This is a genomic window from Granulicella sp. dw_53 (assembly GCF_018449545.1).
Lineage (GTDB): Bacteria > Acidobacteriota > Terriglobia > Terriglobales > Acidobacteriaceae > Edaphobacter.
Window position 1 is genome coordinate 450,870 of sequence record NZ_JAAVUR010000002.1, and the last position, 16,914, is coordinate 467,783.

The window sequence follows — 16,914 nt, forward strand, 5'->3', positions numbered from 1 at the left end:
GGGGTGGTGAGTTGGGGATAGGATGGAGGGATGGCAAATCTTACTTTGGTGTATGGAATGCGGTTGCTGCCGGCGGATGAGGTGGCGGAGGTGGGCGATGCCCCGGTGAAGTTGAAGAACGGGAACGACGCCCGGGTGACGATGCATGTGCTGGAGGGCAGCCGGGAGCAGATCGAGGCGCAGTTGAAGATGAGCCTGGATGCTTTCTTCGATTTTTATCCGGAGATTTAGGGATTTCGACTTAAGTCGGGTTCGCCCAAGAGCGGGTCGCGGTGGGGAAGCAGACGGGCGGTTTGCGGCTACCGTTTGGGTCGTGTGTGCCTGCCTGGCATCTGAAGAAGTGGGCCTGTAGAGAATTTGACGGCATGAAGCTTTCGAAGGAGTCGAGATGGCTGTAGTGAGGCATGGCAGAACGGGGAACGAAGGGTTTCGCAAGCGGGTCGTCATCTTGGGGGGCGGATTCGCGGGGATTCATGCGGCGATGGGGCTGGGGAAGCTGCCGCTGGATGTGACGATGGTCGACCGGAAGAACCACCATACCTTTCAGCCGCTGCTGTATCAGGTGGCGCTGGCGGTGCTGTCGCCAGCGGATATTGCACAGCCGATTCGTTCGATCCTGCGGAATCAACCGAATACCGAAGTCCTGATGGATGAGGCGATGGAGTTCAACCTGGACCGGCGGGAGATCCAACTGAAGTCGGGTGCGGTGCTGGAGTACGACTACCTGGTGGTGGCAACGGGGTCGACGCACTCCTACTTTGGGAAGAATGAGTGGTCGAAGCTGGCTCCTGGCCTGAAGACGCTGGAGGATGCGACGGAGATACGGCGTCGGGTATTGCTGGCGTTCGAGCTGGCGGAGCGGCAGATGCTGGAGACGGGGTCGCATCCGCCGTTGCAATTCGTGATTATTGGCGGCGGCCCGACGGGGGTGGAGCTGGCGGGAGCGATCAGCGATATTGCGAAGTTGTATATGGCGAAGGACTTCCGGCACATCAATCCGTCGGAGGCGCAGGTGCTGATTCTGGAGGGGTCTCCGAGTATTCTTGCGGCTTATCCGCCGGACCTGCAGAAGAAGGCTGCGGAGCAGCTTGCGGGCCTGGGGGTGAAGATCCGGACGGGGGCGCATGTGTCGGACGTTCAGCCGGGGTATGTGATGGTGGGGGAGGAACGGATCGACGCCGTGGTTACGCTGTGGGCGGCGGGTGTGCAAGCTTCTCCTCTGGGCAAGCTGATGGGGTTCGAGACGGACCGGAAGGGGTGCGTGATGGTGGATAAGCACCTGAATCCGGAGGGGCATCCGGAGATCTTTATCTGTGGGGATCTGGCGCATGTGGAGCAGGATGGCAAGCAGGTTCCGGGAGTGGCGCAGCCGGCGATGCAGATGGGCGACTTTGTCGCGAAGAGGATCGCCCGGCTGACGGCCAAGGGACTGGGGACCGATGGGTCGGGGATCGACAGAGGATTTCGATACTTCGATAAGGGCGATATGGCGACGATCGGGCGGAAGGCGGCGGTGGCCAAGATCGAATGGCCTTTCAAGGCGCACTGGAGCGGGTTTCCGGCGTGGATGACCTGGCTGGTGGTACATATCTTCTTCCTGATCGGGTTCCGGAACCGGTTTTCAGTGTTCCGTCAGTGGGCGTTCACGTACCTCTTCTTCAACGATGGCGTGCGGCTGATTACGGGGTCGCAGGAGCTGTCGGGGTGGGTGACGAAGGAGGGAGTGGCGGCGCCGGTGACGGCTGCGCCGCTGGATCTGGGCTCGCCGAAGAGTAACTAGCCGTCTAGCTGGAGTTTTGCGGATTTACGCCTCGGACGCAGCTATGTCCTGTAGGCAACATAGCTGCGGGATCACGGCATCATACATTTGGTGTGTTGTTTTTAATCGAGATTTCATTTCGGTTTCTGCCGGGGGTGAGGCGGAGGCGGCGCGATTTGCTACAGGTGGGATGAGTGCATGATTTAGAGAATTTCGGACTGATGGACATGATCGAGTCTGGTAAGTCTCTGCGCCAGCTCGGAGTCGGAAGGAGGTACATGGAAGAGGCGGCCGATGAGGTCGTCAACTTTTTGTATCAAGGCTTCTCAAAGCCCGATTCGGAGACGAGAAGCGTTGCGCTGGTGCGGTGTTTTAAGACCCATCTTTTCGGATGTCTACCGGTAAGGCTCCAGAATCTGGCACTGATGCGGATGAATGGGATTGTTCCGAGTAGCGGGATGCGCTGTCTGACGCTTCTGGCGAGCAGGGGGGACGAGCCGGCGTGGAATGGGCGGCTGGGATCGGAGCGGCATCAGGTGGTTCCGCTGCCGACGTCGCAGATCGTGGAAGAGGCTCCGATGGTGTCGCGGCTGATCCAGCAGATGGGGCTGGAGCTCGAGCATGTGGTGGGAGTTCCGGCGGACTTGCTGGTAGATTTGGAACAGCGATCTTTCAACGTGTTTCATGTGGAAGAGGCGCGAGGAAGTGAGTATGTGCCCGCCCAGGAGACTTTTGTAGCGCGACATGGGGTGCGGTCGGTATTGGGCATGGGAGGGTTGCTGCCATCGGGCGATTTGTTCGTGGTGGTGATGTTCTCGAGGGTTAGAATCACGCGGGAGACGGCGGAGATGTTTCGTACGCTGGCTCTGAGTGTGAAGCTGGTGCTGTTGCCTTTCTCCGGTGGACGGGTGTTCGTCGAGGATTAAGGCGAGCCGGAGGTGGGGTTGGACGACGTCGAGCAGGAGCGGCTGAGATCGGAGATTGCGACTCTGCGGTTATTGCTCGAGGTGAATGAGGCGACCGCACTGGAACAGTCGCGCCGTGCTGAGCGAGCGCTGCAGACGATGCAACGGGAGATCACGGAGCGGGAGCAGCAGGCGAAGCTGATTCGCGAGATTATCGCGGCGTCGACGGACAGCGTTGTGGTGCTGGACTCAGAGTGGCGGGTGACGTTTCTGAATGAGCAGGCAAAGCAGGAGCTCTCGTCCGGCGAGGAGCTGGTGGGGCAGGTCCTGATGGAGGCGCTGCCTTCGGTGATGGATACGAACTTCATGGGTTACTACCGCCATGCGATGAAGAATCGGGTGACGCTGCTCTTTGAGGAGTTTCATGCGCCGCGCGGTAAGTGGTATGGGGTGAATGTCTCGCCGGTGGGGGATGGGATCGGTATCTTCTTCCACGATGCGACGGAGCGGCGGCGGCGGGATGCGGCGATCCAGAAGACGGAGAAGCTGGCGGCGGTGGGGCGGCTGGCGTCGTCGATCTCGCATGAGATTAATAATCCGCTGGAGAGCGTGGTGAATCTGCTGTACCTGATCGAAAGCTCGCCGGGGGTGGATGGCGAGACGAAGATGTATGCGGAGCTGGCGACTCGGGAGATGGCGCGGGTGAGCCATATCGTGACGCAGACGCTGAAGTTTCACCGGCAGTCGACGCATGCGGCGGAGTGCAAGATGTCGGAGGTGCTGGAGAGCGTGGTGAGCCTTTTTCAGGGCAGGATGGCGACGCGGAAGGTGAGGGTGAAGCGACGTTATGAGGAGCACGATGAGCTGATGTGCTTTGCGGGGGATATGCGGCAGGTGTTTGCGAACCTGATCGGGAATGCGCTGGACGCGATTATGGGGGAGGGGACGATCTGGCTGCGGACGAGGCGGTCGAGGGATTGGAAGACGGGGCGAAGGGGGCTTCGGGTGTGTGTCGCGGATAACGGCGGAGGAATGAGCGAGGAGACGAGGAAGAGCCTCTTCGAGCCGTTCTTTACGACGAAGCCGGCGACGGGGACGGGTTTGGGACTCTGGGTGAGCGAGGAGATTATTCGCAACCATGAGGGTTGGGTGCGGGTGCGGAGCTCGGAGCGGATGGGATGCAGCGGGACTGTGTTTTCGGTGTTCTTTCCGGTTACGGATTGAATTAGGGGCTAGGAGTTCTGGGTTCGGCGGAGGCGCAGGGCCTGGTATGGTTTCGCGGGGAGCTTCAAGGTGGACTTTCCGGAGTGGGTGCCGGGGATGGCGGTGACGGTCATGGCCCAGGGGTCGATGAGCTCGGCGGTGTAGGTGGCGTTCTCCGGGAGAGGGAGATCGTACTGGCCGGGCTGGTGGAAGTCGAAGTAGTAGAGGATGGCGGCGGGCGGGGCTTTGGGGTCGAAGCCGGCGCTGGTGCTGGAGGGGCTGGTGGCGTTGAGGTAGTAGGGGTCGGATGAGGGTTCGAGGCCGAGGGTGGTGGTCTCTTCGAGGATCTTTCGGAGGAAGGCGATGCGGGCGGGGCTGGTGCCGGAGAGCTTGCCGCCGTGGGCCCACCAGATCTTTTGCGTGTCGTTTTCGTTTGCGCTGAGGGTGGGGTCGAGGAAGGTCTCGCCGTGGGTGACGTAGCAGCCGTTGATGATGCCGAGCCAGAACCGGTGGGTGAGCTCTTCGCCGGATAGGTTGCCCCAGCGGCGGTTGATGTCGCCCTCGTACATGATCTCGTCGTAGACGATGGGCTTGTTCCAGGTGCGGAGCCAGAGGGGTGCGGAGGCGAAGTCGTAGGTCTGCAGGCTGGCGTGGGTGACGGCGGAGCTGCCGTAGTTGTACATGACCTTGGCGTGGTGGATGGATCGGAGGTGCTGGTAGGGGTCGAGCTGCTGGGTGAGGCGGAGGAGTGTGTCGAAGTCCTGGGTGGACTTGGCCTTCATGAAGTCGTACTCGTTGGCGAGGGACCACCAGACATTGCGGAAGGAGGAGAGGCGGGCGATGAGGTAGCGGAGGTAACGGTGGTCGACTTCAGTGGGCATGCTGGCGTAGCCCCAGCGGTCGTAGGGATGGAAGAGGATGAGGTCGGCTTCGATGTTGAGGTCGCGGAGCTGGGTGAGGCGCTGCTCGAGGTGCGCGAAGAAGGCGGGATTGAAGCGGGTGTAGTCGTTGGCACCCTGCGGATTTGAGGTGGAGGCGGGTGCGGTGCGGGGGAAGGGGTAGTGCTGGGGCTCGTTGTGATTGAACTCGTAGGATTTGGGGAAGACGCACATGCGGATCTTGTTGAAGGGCGAGGTGCGGAGGGTGTCGAGGGTCTGCTGTTCGAGGGCGTCGCCCTGGTGGATCCAGGCGTAGCAAGTGGTTCCAAAGGGGAAGTAGGGGGTGCCGTCGGCGTAGGCGAAGTGGTGGTTGTTGCGGACGGAGACGGGGCCGTGGTTGTCGGGGGCGGGATGGAGGCAGGTGAAGGCTCCGGTCTGGTTGTTGAGAGCGGGAGCAGAGCTGGAGGTGGCGTACTTCCAGCGACCCTCGGTGTCAGGCATGAAGCGGATCTTGTAGGTTCCTTCGCCGTCGTAGAAGCCGTCGACCTGGATGGAGCGGTGGTCGAGGGTGAAGGTGGCCTGGAGCTGGGTGTCCAGGTAGGGATTGCCTTCGGCGGGGCCTTTGAGGGTGAGCTCGAAGATGTCGAACTTATGGACCGCCGCTGCTGCGGGTGCGGAGGCGGCTGAGGCGATGGCAGGAGTGATCGCGGAGAGGGCGGAGGCCGCAGAGAGCTTCAGGATTTCGCGTCGGTTCATGTGGGGGAAGTTTAGAGCAATTTGTGTCTTGCTGTGGAGCGGATGGAGTTGACGGCTTTATTTCTTGATGAGAAACAGCCACCGACTCGAAGCCTCTTCTGTAGACCTACAGGAGGATTGCTCGAGTAGTGGGAGGATGCGTTGATCGAAGTGTCTTGCTTTTAGTGCCTGACTCTTATTGATACAGGCGGCGGTAGCGGGCGTTGTAATCGAGGTTTGTGCTACGACTGCCTATCGCTCGTGCGGGAACTCCGCCGACGACGGTGTATGGCTCTACGTTCCTGGTAACCACAGAGCCCGCGGCTACCACCGCGCCTTTGCCTATTGCGACGCCGGGCAGGATGAGGGCTCGGGTTCCTATGAAGGCGAAGTCTCCGATGGTGACGGCTTCCTGCATTCCATCGAAGCCGACGGATTGGATATCGTGACTGGCTGTGAGGATACAGACCTCTGCCGAGATGGAGACGTTGTCTCCGATGCTAAGCGTTCCGCGAGTGTCCAGCCTGCAACGCTGATTGATGGTGGTGTTCTTGCCGATGACCAGTCCGCCGGGGGTATCGAACCAGGCGCCCATGAAGATGGAACTTCCCTCTCCGATGCTGGCCTTCATCACGTTGCGGTAGAAGGTGAGACGTATGAAGTGGAAGGGAATGTGGGCCACTATATTGTTGGCAAGATATAGCCTTCCATCCTGCCACATTCTGCGTAAGAAAGAGATCAATGTCTGTCTTCCTCACTTGTGCCGTTCGCGCGATAACACAAGTGATTGCGGTGGTGGAGCTTGAGACTTCAGCGGCGAAGATATCTCGCGATAGAGGTACTTTCCCTAATGCCATGCTACAAAGGTTGGCCAACGATGGCTACACAATTCTGTTTAGATGCGTTGCAGCAGGGATTGAGTTTGCGATTTTTCTGATTGAGACGAAGAAAGAGGCGGCCATTTTGGCCGCCTCTTTGCTTTTGTAACGGTTTTGGTGGCTTATGCGCCGACGGTCTCTGCGACCTTGACGTTGACTGGGGTGAGCCAGTTGTGGCGGTCGGGGAGCAAGCCGTTGACGATGCCGGTGAACTCGTTGTAGAGCGCCTTGGTGATGGGCCCCATGGAGCCGTCGCCGATGGGAATACGATCCACCGAGCTAAGATGATTGACCTCGCAGGCGGTGCCGGTGAAGAAGGCTTCGTCGCAGATGTAGAGCATCTCGCGGGGGAGGGTCTGCTCGACGACTTCGATGCCGAGCTGCTTGGCGAGGGTGAGGATCGAGGTCCGGGTGATGCCGTTGAGCACGGAGTTGGCCAGAGGCGTGGTGTAGAGGATGCCGCCGCGGACCAGGAAGAGGTTCTCGCCGGAGCCTTCGGAGAGGTAACCGTTGGTGTCCAACGCGATGCCTTCGGAGTAGCCGTTGATCTGGGCTTCCATGCGGATGAGCTGCGAGTTCATGTAGTTCGCGCCGACCTTGGCGAGCGAGGGCATGGTGTTGGGGGCGAGACGGTTCCAACTGGAGATGCAGACGTCCGCGCCGGCGTCGCCGGGGATGTATTTGCCCCAAGGGTAGTTGACGATGTAGACCTCTACGGGATTTTTTAGCGGATTGACTCCGACTTCACCATAGCCGCGGAAGGCGATAGGACGGATGTAGCAAGGGGCGACGCCATTGGCTTCGACTACATCGACGACGGCGGCGGAGAGCTGCTCGGTGTCGTAGCCAAGAGGCATGCGGTAGATCTTGGCGGAGTCGATGAGGCGGGCCATATGCTCGGGTAGGCGGAAGATGGCTGCGCCGTTTGGCTGGGCGTAACAACGAATGCCCTCGAAGACTGAGGATCCGTAGTGGACGACGTGTGACATGACGTGGATCTGGGCTTTATCCCATGGAATGAGATTTCCGTTGTGCCAGATATTCTGCGTGGGCTGGATGGGCATTTCGTGCTCCTGGTACGGCTGATTGGCTTCTCGTTCTAGCTAGCTAGTGTGGCTCATCGTTCTAGTGTGACTAAGGGCGGCAGAAAGCTGAAATTTCATTATAACGATGAGGCGTGCGGGACGTGGGAGAATAAGGGGTGATGTTTGATCCGCATGCAATGAGCCTGGCTGGGCTGGAAAACTCGGTTTACGTTCGATTTTCTGTGCTGGCTTTGAGTTCCATTTTCTTCCTGGTGGACCCCTTTGCCGCGCTGCCGACCTTCCTGGCGGTGACGGAGGGAGCCGATGCTGGAAAGCGGAGGCGGATCGCGGGGAAGGCCTCGCTGACGGCGCTGGTATTTCTTTCGGCGTTTGCGGTGGGTGGGCAGTACATCTTCAAGATGTTCGGGATAACGCTGCCGGCGTTCGAGATCGCGGGCGGGATCATTCTGCTGCTGATCGGGCTGGACATGCTGGAGGCGAAGCGGTCTCCGACGCAAGAATCAAGCGGCGATACGGTGGCGGCGGCGAACAAAGAGGACGCGGGGATTGTGCCGTTGGGAATCCCGATGCTGGCGGGGCCGGGATCGATTACCAGCGTGATGGTGCTGGTAGGACAGGCGCAGACGCGCTGGCAGATGGCGGCGATTCTGGGGTCGATCGCGGTGACGGCGGGGATTTGTTACCTGGTGCTGGGGAACTCGGACCGGGTAGGGCGGGCGCTGGGAGATACCGGGATTCGGATCCTGGTACGCATAATGGGGCTTTTGCTGGTGGCGTTGGCGGTGCAGTATTTTGTAAACGGATTGTCAGATCTGGGTGTGATTTCGAAGCCGTAGTGCCGGGGATCAACCGATGATGGAGCTGGGGCGGAGGACGAGGGCTGCACTGCTGTTGGCTGCAGCCGTGGTCTGCGCGGAGCGGCCGGCGTGGGCGCGGTTTCAGCCGGTGACCTGCAAGAACGCGTTTACAGTGGAGCAGGAGCAGACCGAAGGGGCGAAGGTCGCGGCGCAGGTGTACAAGCAGATGCCGGTGCTGCCGGATAGCGATCCGATCTCGCGGTACGTGCAGGGGTTGGGGGCGAAGCTGGTGGAGCAGGCGCCGGGTTACAAGTGGCAGTACAACTTCCACATAGTGGCGAGCGAGGATATCAACGCGTTTGCACTGCCGGGTGGCTCGATCTTCGTCAATCTGGGGACGATTCAGGCGGCAGAGACGGAGGCGCAACTGGCCGGGGTGATGGCGCACGAGATCTCGCATGTGGTGATGCGGCATTCGACCTGCAACATTACGAAGGCGCAGACGCCGAAGCTGGGGTTCGGGATTGCGAGCGTGCTGAGCTCGATTGTGCTGGGAGATTCGGCGTTGGCGTCGGTGGCGCAGGGCGCGCTGGGGCTGGGGGCGAACGCGACGATGATGAAGATGTCCCGCGATGCGGAGCGGCAGGCGGACCTGCTGGGGGCGGGGATTCTGTATGACGCGGGGTACGATCCGCGAGGGCTGCCGCAGTTCTTCGAGACGATCAAGGCGAAGTATGGGGAGGGTGGTTTGTCGTGGTTCAGCGACCATCCGGACCCGGGGAACCGGACGGAAGCTGTGAACAAGGAGATTGCGACGCTGCCGCGACGGGCTGGGGCGACGGTGACGACCGCTGAGTTTACGCGGATCCACGCGTTGGGGATGCAGGCGAAGGTGTACTCGGCCAAGGATGTGGAGGCCGGGGTTTGGCGGCGGACGGGGCTTTATGCGAGCGGCCCGGGCGCTGCGGCGGGGATGGTTCCGGCTATGGAGACGGTTGCAAGCGGCGCCCCGCGGACGGGGAGTGGGGCTACGCGGCTGTCTGGGGTGATGCTGGGGAGTTGCGGCAGCCAGGTGCGGTTTCAAGGTTCGCGGTTTTCGGTGAGCTATCCGCCGTGCTGGAAGGCGGTGGGGGGCCAGGATGGATCGGCTACGGTGGCTCCGCCGGGTGGTTCGGGAAGTGCGGGGCTTACGTATGGGGCGGTGATTGGGTTTGCGAAGCAGGGTGGGGATGGGGTGTCGGATGCGGCGACGCTTTCGGCGGCGACTATGGAGCTGGCGCAGAGGTTGAGCAAGAGCAACGGCGGTTTGCAGCAGGTGAGCAAGCTGCAGGCGCTTTCGCTGGGAGGGCAGATGGCGAATGCCGTGGAGCTGCGCGGGCGATCGGGTGTGGTGGAGGGTGGCGCTCAGCTTGCCGAGCGGGACTGGCTGGTGGCGGTGGCGCGGCCCGATGGGGACTTGAACTACATCGTGTTTGTGGCGCCGGAGCCGGACTTTGAGGCGATGCGTCCGGCGTTTACGGCGATGATGCAGAGCTTTCGTGCGGAGTAGGGGTGGGCTGAAGGCTTTAGTGGACTAGCAGGGCAGAGGCGGCGACCAGCAGGCCCGCTGCGCCGAGAGAGAGTCCGAAGGCGAAGTAGCCGCGGTTGCGGGTGAAGAGGGTGACGGACGAGAGGACGACCGCGATCTGGAGGAGGGCCTCGCCGAGGTCGTAGCGTGCGGCGCGGCGTTCGGAGAGCTTGACCTCGGACTCGAACTCGCGGGCGGCGGCCTGCTCTTCAGCGAGGTCGTGCTGCCACTTGACGATGTGGGCCTTGTACTCGGCCAGCTTGGAGGAGGTGAGGGCTGGGTTGGTGGTGGTCTGGGTGCCGAGGAGATCGACGGTGACGGAGAGGTTGTCCATGCGGATCTTCTTGGCCTGGTACTCGCTCCATTGATCGGCGGCGCGGGACTGCATAAGGACGGCTTCGGTATGGCTGCGATGGCCCAGGACTGTGACCATCGCGACGAGCACTGCGAGGATGGAGATGGCGAGGGAGATGCGTGTGAGGGCTTCGCCCCCGTGTTCATTGGACTCTTTCAAGTGCTCCGAGAATTCCTGGATCTCTGTGGGTTCCATAGGGGGATTTTATTCTCAAGGAGCATGAGGGGCAGAAAGGATAAATTGCAATAAATCTTTGAGGCATAAAGGCGCGTCTTTATTGGCGATGGGGATGTTTTGAACAGATTGGTACGGTTTTACACAAGCGCCTGGGGTTGCGGCGATGGGGGCCGGCTGCTAATCTCAGGAAGTCGCAAAGAGGTCTGGCTAACACGAAAGTGAAGGCAGCTTGCAAGAAACAGAAAAGCAAGGTACTCTTGGTGAGTAGCAAGAAAGCAAGCTTCGCACCTTGGCTCTGGCAGTAAGGGAGTCGGCTCTGGAAGGAACAGAGTTCTGAATGAGGGAAGACGGAGCGCAGTCCAAGTGTTTGATAGCGGTTATGAGCCTAAGGGCCTACCGGCAATCCAACCCAAGCCACTGCAGTTGAAGGGAGGTTTAGGAGCTAAGTGCTCTGCGACTGATTTTCAGTCGTTACGATATTTTGAGTTTTTGCGCTGTGCGAATTTTAGAGTGTTTCCGGCTTCGGTTGTAGGTTTTCGAGAGGTAAATAAAGCCTCAAGAAGGCAAAAAAAGAAGTTGACAAGTCGAAAGAAACTAGATAATCTCGAAAAGTTCGCGCAAAACGTCACAAGCTTTTGAGTGTCTCGCTGGTAAATATTTGCAAGGCCGTAGTAGCCGGCAACAAGCGAGTTCCGCCAAAGCGAACCAAGACGAAAACAGCGCCATCCAGTTCGAGGACACATGTAGTGGCTTATGCCCTGCTGAGTCCTTGATCCAAAACTGCCCGCTTAGGCGAGAGTAGTCGGGATCTTTGACAACATAGTTGAACGTGCCAGTCGTGAGATGATACGAAATTTGGTTTAGTCATTCTCACTAGTAATAACCTCCAGCTCTTTCGAGCAGCTGGGGGCGCTTGATCCACCCCGACCCCTGTCGTTGGGTGGCAAGCAAACCAAGATTAAACGAGAGTTTGATCCTGGCTCAGAATCAACGCTGGCGGCGTGCCTAACACATGCAAGTCGCACGAGAAAGGGACTTCGGTCTTGAGTAAAGTGGCGCACGGGTGAGTAACACGTGACTAATCTACCCTCGAGTGGGGAATAACCTAGAGAAATCTGGGCTAATACCGCATAACACTTACGAGTCAAAGCCGCAAGGCGCTTGGGGAGGAGGTCGCGGCCGATTAGCTAGTTGGCGGGGTAATGGCCCACCAAGGCGATGATCGGTATCCGGCCTGAGAGGGCGCACGGACACACTGGAACTGAAACACGGTCCAGACTCCTACGGGAGGCAGCAGTGGGGAATTTTGCGCAATGGGGGAAACCCTGACGCAGCAACGCCGCGTGGAGGATGAAATATCTTGGTATGTAAACTCCTTTCGATGGGGAAGATAATGACGGTACCCATAGAAGAAGCCCCGGCTAACTTCGTGCCAGCAGCCGCGGTAATACGAGGGGGGCAAGCGTTGTTCGGATTTATTGGGCGTAAAGGGTGCGTAGGCGGTTTGGCAAGTCTTGTGTGAAATCTTCGGGCTCAACCCGAAGCCTGCATAAGAAACTGCCGGGCTTGAGTATGGGAGAGGTGAGTGGAATTTCCGGTGTAGCGGTGAAATGCGTAGATATCGGAAGGAACACCTGTGGCGAAAGCGGCTCACTGGACCATAACTGACGCTGATGCACGAAAGCTAGGGGAGCAAACAGGATTAGATACCCTGGTAGTCCTAGCCCTAAACGATGATTGCTTGATGTGGCAGGTACCCAATCCTGCCGTGTCGAAGCTAACGCGATAAGCAATCCGCCTGGGGAGTACGGTCGCAAGGCTGAAACTCAAAGGAATTGACGGGGGCCCGCACAAGCGGTGGAGCATGTGGTTTAATTCGACGCAACGCGAAGAACCTTACCTGGGCTCGAAATGTAGTGGAATCCGGCAGAAACGTCGGCGTCTAGCAATAGACCGCTATATAGGTGCTGCATGGCTGTCGTCAGCTCGTGTCGTGAGATGTTGGGTTAAGTCCCGCAACGAGCGCAACCCTTATCTTCAGTTGCTACCATTTAGTTGAGCACTCTGACGAAACCGCCTCGGATAACGGGGAGGAAGGTGGGGATGACGTCAAGTCCTCATGGCCTTTATGTCCAGGGCTACACACGTGCTACAATGGCCGGTACAAACCGCTGCAACCCCGCGAGGGTGAGCTAATCGGAAAAAGCCGGCCTCAGTTCGGATTGGAGTCTGCAACTCGACTCCATGAAGCTGGAATCGCTAGTAATCGTGGATCAGCATGCCACGGTGAATACGTTCCCGGGCCTTGTACACACCGCCCGTCACATCACGAAAGTGGGTTGCACTAGAAGTCGGTGCGCTAACCGCAAGGGAGCAGCCGCCCAAGGTGTAATTCATGATTGGGGTGAAGTCGTAACAAGGTAGCCGTAGGAGAACCTGCGGCTGGATCACCTCCTTTCTAAAGAGAACATGTCGGCGTATTTCAATGCCCTGCGAATGCAGGCAGCTCTAGTCTCACGACTATCTGAGTTGAAGTAGCGACCGACAACCATCTGTACAAGCGCAAGCGAGTGCAGATGAGCCTGAACTAAACCTTCTTTATTTCGATATCTGTCAACAACGATAGTCAATAGCGGCGTAGCTGTTATGCACGTTCAACTGTGTCCTCGAAACCTTTCGAGAGAGCTCGATTCCTGGTTCCAGCCCTTCGGGGCTGGAATTCAGCAACAGAGCAGCCTGCGCGTCTATCCCTTGGGATCTACGCTGTAGAGTCGGGCCTGTAGCTCAGTTGGTTAGAGCGCACCCCTGATAAGGGTGAGGTCGGTAGTTCGAATCTACCCAGGCCCACCACCTTTATCCCGATGGTCAGTTATACTGATCTTCAAGGGGCTGTAGCTCAGTTGGGAGAGCACCTGCTTTGCAAGCAGGGGGTCAACGGTTCGATCCCGTTCAGCTCCACCAATATCTTCTCGGAAGTAGTTTCTGCAAGCGATGTCTGCTTGAGGTTGAGTCTCTGCGCTGCAGAGATTGAACCTTGAGCAGGAATGCTCAAGCCGCCCTAGGGTGCGACAGCGATAGCGTAGTAATGCGATTCGCTCACGATTTTTGACAACTGAATAGATTGGGTAAATATAACTACAAGGCTGAGCAGCTAGTCTTTCGGGTAGTTTCTGAAAGCTAACTGTCAATCAGTATTGAGTGTCTTTAGAATATTTTTATACGTGTTACCGGGTCATATCGCGGCATGTAAGTAAAGCCGAGGTTGATCCTGTACGACACAGGCGTGGACTATTATCAAAACGTAGATTGCTCTATGTTGCAAAGGTTGTTTCTTTGCTGCGTGCGAGTAAATTCTATGGTCAAGCTACTAAGGGCGCACGGTGGATGCCTTGGCAGAAACAGGCGATGAAGGACGCGGCAAGCTGCGATAAGCTTCGGGGAGCTGCACACAAGCGTTGATCCGGAGATTTCCGAATGGGGAAACCCACCCAGGTAAAACCTGGGTATGTCCTACTGAATTCATAGGTAGGAACAGGCGAACGGAGGGAAGTGAACCATCTCAGTACCTCCAGGAGGAGAAAGAAACCTCGATTCCGAGAGTAGTGGCGAGCGAAATCGGAACAGCCCAAACCCGTTGCATTAAGGTGTATCGGGGGTTGTAGGGCCTGCAAAAGTAGAGTTACCAATCTGGTTGTTAGCTGAATCTTCTGGAAAGAAGATCCATAGAGGGTGACAGACCCGTAGGCGAAAACGATCCAGACTCGAAGCAGGTACCTGAGTAAGGCGGGGCACGAGAAACCCTGCTTGAATCCACGGGGACCATCCCGTAAGGCTAAATACTCGTTTCTGACCGATAGTGAACCAGTACCGTGAGGGAAAGGCGAAAAGCACCCCATTGAGGGGAGTGAAAAGTACCTGAAACCGTGTGCCTACAAGCAGTGGGAGGACTATGGCCTTCGGGCAATGTCTGACCGCGTGCCTATTGCATAATGAGCCGGCTAGTTATTCTTGTCAGCAAGGTTAAGCGTGAGCGAGCCGCAGCGAAAGCGAGTCTGAATAGGGCGTTAAGTTGGCAGGAATAGACGCGAAGCGGGATGATCTACCCTTGGCCAGGTTGAAGATGGGGTAACACCCATTGGAGGACCGAACCGGTGTTTGTTGAAAAAAGCTCGGATGAGCTGAGGGTAGGGGTGAAAGGCTAATCAAATTCCGTGATAGCTCGTTCTCTCCGAAATAGCTTTAGGGCTAGCGTCGGGTGATTTGGATCGGTGGTAGAGACATGGATGGACTAGGGGGCTTTCCGGCTTACTGAATCCAACCAAACTTCGAATGCCGATCACAACCAGCCCGGCAGTCAGACTGTGGGGGCTAAGCTTCACAGTCAAAAGGAAAACAGTCCAGATCGCCTGCTAAGGTCCCAAAATTACAGTTAAGTGGGAAAGGAAGTCGGAACGCTCAGACAGCCAGGAGGTTGGCTTAGAAGCAGCCATCCTTTAAAGAAAGCGTAATAGCTCACTGGTCAAGCGGTCCGGTGCCGACAATACAACGGGGCTAAAACTGTATACCGAAGCAGCGAATGCATCCCTTTTAGGGGTGCGTGGTAGGAGAGCATTCTCTCGTGGATGAAGCGTAACTGGGAAGATACGTGGACATTAGAGAAGAGACCCTGCCGGCATAAGTAGCGATAATGAAGGTGAGAACCCTTCACGCCGAAAGTCTAAGGTTTCCTGAGGAAGGTTAATCCGCTCAGGGTTAGGCGGTCCCTAAGTCGAGGCCGAGAGGCGTAGACGATGGATATCCGGTTAATATTCCGGACCTCCCAATACCTCGTTATACGATGGGGTGACGCAGAAGGATAAGCAGGACCTCCTATGGCTATGGGGTTCGATACGCGTAAGCTGGTTTCTCTAGGCAAATCCGGAGAGACTTAACAGTGAGGCGTAAAGCAGTAAGCCGTATGGCTGAAAGCTGCTGATTTCATGCTGCCAAGAAAAACCTCTAAGGAGAGGGATTGGGAACCGTACCACAAACCGACACAGGTAGACGAGGAGAATATCCAAAGGCGCTCGAGTGAAAGCTTGTTAAGGAACTCGGCAAATTAGACCCGTAACTTCGGGAGAAGGGTCGCCCCTCAGTGTGCAAGCACAGAGGGGCCGCAGTGAAACGCGAACGGCGACTGTTTAACAAAAACACAGGTCTCTGCAAAGTCAAAAACGACGTATAGGGGCTGACTCCTGCCCGGTGCCGGAAGGTTAAAAGGAGAGGTTAGCCGCAAGGCGAAGCTTTGAATTGAAGCCCCGGTGAACGGCGGCCGTAACTATAACGGTCCTAAGGTAGCGAAATTCCTTGTCGGGTAAGTTCCGACCTGCACGAATGGAGTAACGATCGTTCGACTGTCTTAACGAGTTGCTCGGCGAACTTGTAGTACCGGTGAAGATGCCGGTTACCCGCAGCTAGACGAAAAGACCCCGTGCACCTTTACTATACTTTTACTATGAGTTACGGCAATTGCTGCGCAGGATAGGTGGGAGGCTTTGATACCAGACTTTTGGGTTTGGTGGAGCCAACGGTGAGATACCACCCTGCGATTGTTGTGATTCTAACCTGCTCCCGTGATCCGGGAGAGGGACATAGTAAGACGGGTAGTTTGACTGGGGCGGTCGCCTCCTAAATTGTAACGGAGGCGCGCGAAGCTACACTCAGGTCGTTTGGAAATCGACCGTCGAGTGCAAAGGCATAAGTGTGGTTAACTGCGAGACCTACAAGTCGAGCAGATGCGAAAGCAGGCCTTAGTGATCCGGTGGTTCTGTATGGAAGGGCCATCGCTCAACGGATAAAAGGTACGCCGGGGATAACAGGCTGATCGAAGCCAAGAGTTCATATCGACGCTTCGGTTTGGCACCTCGATGTCGGCTCATCGCATCCTGGAGCTGTAGAAGGTTCCAAGGGTTAGGCTGTTCGCCTATTAAAGCGGTACGTGAGCTGGGTTCAGAACGTCGCGAGACAGTTCGGTCTCTATCTGCTGTGGGCGTAGGAGATTTGAAGAGGGCTGTCCTTAGTACGAGAGGACCGGGATGGACGAACCTCTTGTGTTCCAGTTGTCCTGCCAAGGGCACGGCTGGGTAGCGAAGTTCGGTTGTGATAACCGCTGAATGCATATAAGCGGGAAGCACGCTCTAAGATGAGATCTCCCAACCCAAAAGGGAAATGAAGGGCCCAGGAAGACCACCTGGTTGATAGGCTGGAGGTTGAAGTGCAGTAATGCATGTAGCTTACCAGTACTAATCGCCCGTTCGGCTTGTCCATAGAATTTACTCTGCGCAGTGAGAAAGTCCACTGTTCTAGAGCATTCAATACAAGCTTTGTAGTTATAACTTTTGGATAAAACGCAACATGTAACAAACGTCTAAACCCAATCTATTCAGTTGTGGAAGATCGCGCGAGCGAGATTTCTAAAGTTTGCCGGTGAGTTTACCGCGAGGGTCACACCCGTTCCCATCCCGAACACGGAAGTTAAGCCTCGTTGGGCCGATGGTACTGCACGCGTAAGTGTGTGGGAGATTAGGTGATCGCCGGCATAATACAGAAGCCCCATCTTTTCGAGGATGGGGCTT

11 protein-coding genes, 2 tRNA genes and 3 rRNA genes are annotated in these 16,914 nt (G+C 57.4%); 12 read left to right on the top strand and 4 right to left on the bottom strand.

Going from position 1 to position 16,914, the window contains the following annotated elements; all coding sequences use genetic code 11:
• Positions 1-30 precede the first annotated feature (30 nt).
• From HB393_RS04855 to HB393_RS04870, 4 genes are all read left to right on the top strand, one after another.
• The gene (locus HB393_RS04855) at positions 31-231 is read left to right on the top strand and encodes an allantoinase (RefSeq protein WP_213804012.1); all 201 of its coding nucleotides are present in this window, start codon (positions 31-33) and stop codon (positions 229-231) included.
• Between the two features lie 157 nt (positions 232-388).
• A complete protein-coding gene (locus HB393_RS04860; RefSeq protein WP_213804013.1) occupies positions 389-1,780 on the top strand; it encodes an NAD(P)/FAD-dependent oxidoreductase in 1,392 nt (463 codons plus the stop codon).
• A 257-nt stretch (positions 1,781-2,037) separates the two neighbouring features.
• Positions 2,038-2,685: a hypothetical protein gene (locus HB393_RS04865; protein ID WP_213804014.1), complete on the top strand. Its 648-nt coding sequence runs from the start codon at positions 2,038-2,040 to the stop codon at positions 2,683-2,685.
• 18 nt (positions 2,686-2,703) lie between these two features.
• Entirely contained in the window at positions 2,704-3,888 is a 1,185-nt protein-coding gene (locus HB393_RS04870; RefSeq protein ID WP_213804015.1) for an ATP-binding protein, read from the top strand.
• A gap of 8 nt (positions 3,889-3,896) precedes the next feature.
• Here the strand turns inward: HB393_RS04870 and HB393_RS04875 are convergent, their stop codons facing one another.
• Both HB393_RS04875 and HB393_RS25505 read right to left on the bottom strand, forming a co-directional pair.
• Positions 3,897-5,501: a DUF5060 domain-containing protein gene (locus tag HB393_RS04875; RefSeq protein WP_218623883.1), complete on the bottom strand. Its 1,605-nt coding sequence runs from the start codon at positions 5,499-5,501 to the stop codon at positions 3,897-3,899.
• Between the two features lie 175 nt (positions 5,502-5,676).
• Complete coding sequence (locus tag HB393_RS25505; RefSeq protein WP_275951533.1) at positions 5,677-6,222, bottom strand: acyltransferase; 546 nt, start codon at positions 6,220-6,222, stop codon at positions 5,677-5,679.
• Between HB393_RS25505 and HB393_RS04885 the strand changes: the two genes are divergently transcribed.
• Positions 6,222-6,467: a hypothetical protein gene (locus tag HB393_RS04885; RefSeq protein ID WP_213804016.1), complete on the top strand. Its 246-nt coding sequence runs from the start codon at positions 6,222-6,224 to the stop codon at positions 6,465-6,467. The two genes, HB393_RS25505 and HB393_RS04885, sit on opposite strands and share 1 nt — an antisense overlap.
• 13 nt (positions 6,468-6,480) lie before the next feature.
• Here the strand turns inward: HB393_RS04885 and HB393_RS04890 are convergent, their stop codons facing one another.
• Positions 6,481-7,422, bottom strand: coding sequence for a branched-chain amino acid transaminase (locus HB393_RS04890; protein ID WP_213804017.1), 942 nt, complete (start codon positions 7,420-7,422; stop codon positions 6,481-6,483).
• 140 nt (positions 7,423-7,562) lie between these two features.
• On the opposite strand from HB393_RS04890, the gene HB393_RS04895 reads away from it, so the two are divergent.
• Both HB393_RS04895 and HB393_RS04900 read left to right on the top strand, forming a co-directional pair.
• Positions 7,563-8,240, top strand: coding sequence for a MarC family protein (locus HB393_RS04895; protein WP_213804018.1), 678 nt, complete (start codon positions 7,563-7,565; stop codon positions 8,238-8,240).
• A gap of 16 nt (positions 8,241-8,256) precedes the next feature.
• Positions 8,257-9,750 carry a M48 family metallopeptidase gene (locus HB393_RS04900; RefSeq protein ID WP_255550793.1) on the top strand — a complete coding sequence of 498 codons (1,494 nt, stop codon included), beginning with the start codon at positions 8,257-8,259 and terminating at the stop codon, positions 9,748-9,750.
• A gap of 16 nt (positions 9,751-9,766) precedes the next feature.
• On the opposite strand, the gene HB393_RS04905 is transcribed toward HB393_RS04900, so the two are convergent.
• On the bottom strand, positions 9,767-10,318 hold the full coding sequence (locus tag HB393_RS04905; RefSeq protein WP_213804019.1) for a DUF4337 domain-containing protein: 552 nt from the start codon (positions 10,316-10,318) through the stop codon (positions 9,767-9,769).
• A gap of 940 nt (positions 10,319-11,258) precedes the next feature.
• Here HB393_RS04905 and HB393_RS04910 point away from each other — a divergent pair.
• From HB393_RS04910 to rrf, 5 genes are all read left to right on the top strand, one after another.
• Positions 11,259-12,758 (top strand): 16S ribosomal RNA (locus HB393_RS04910).
• Positions 12,759-13,073: 315 nt separating this feature from the next.
• Positions 13,074-13,150 (top strand) — tRNA-Ile (locus HB393_RS04915).
• Positions 13,151-13,185: 35 nt separating this feature from the next.
• Positions 13,186-13,261, top strand: a tRNA-Ala gene (locus HB393_RS04920).
• 396 nt (positions 13,262-13,657) lie between these two features.
• A 23S ribosomal RNA gene (locus HB393_RS04925) occupies positions 13,658-16,606 on the top strand.
• Positions 16,607-16,761: 155 nt separating this feature from the next.
• A 5S ribosomal RNA gene (gene rrf / locus HB393_RS04930) occupies positions 16,762-16,878 on the top strand.
• The 16S, 23S and 5S rRNA genes sit together here with 2 tRNA genes alongside, the layout of an rRNA operon.
• Positions 16,879-16,914: the final 36 nt, after the last annotated feature.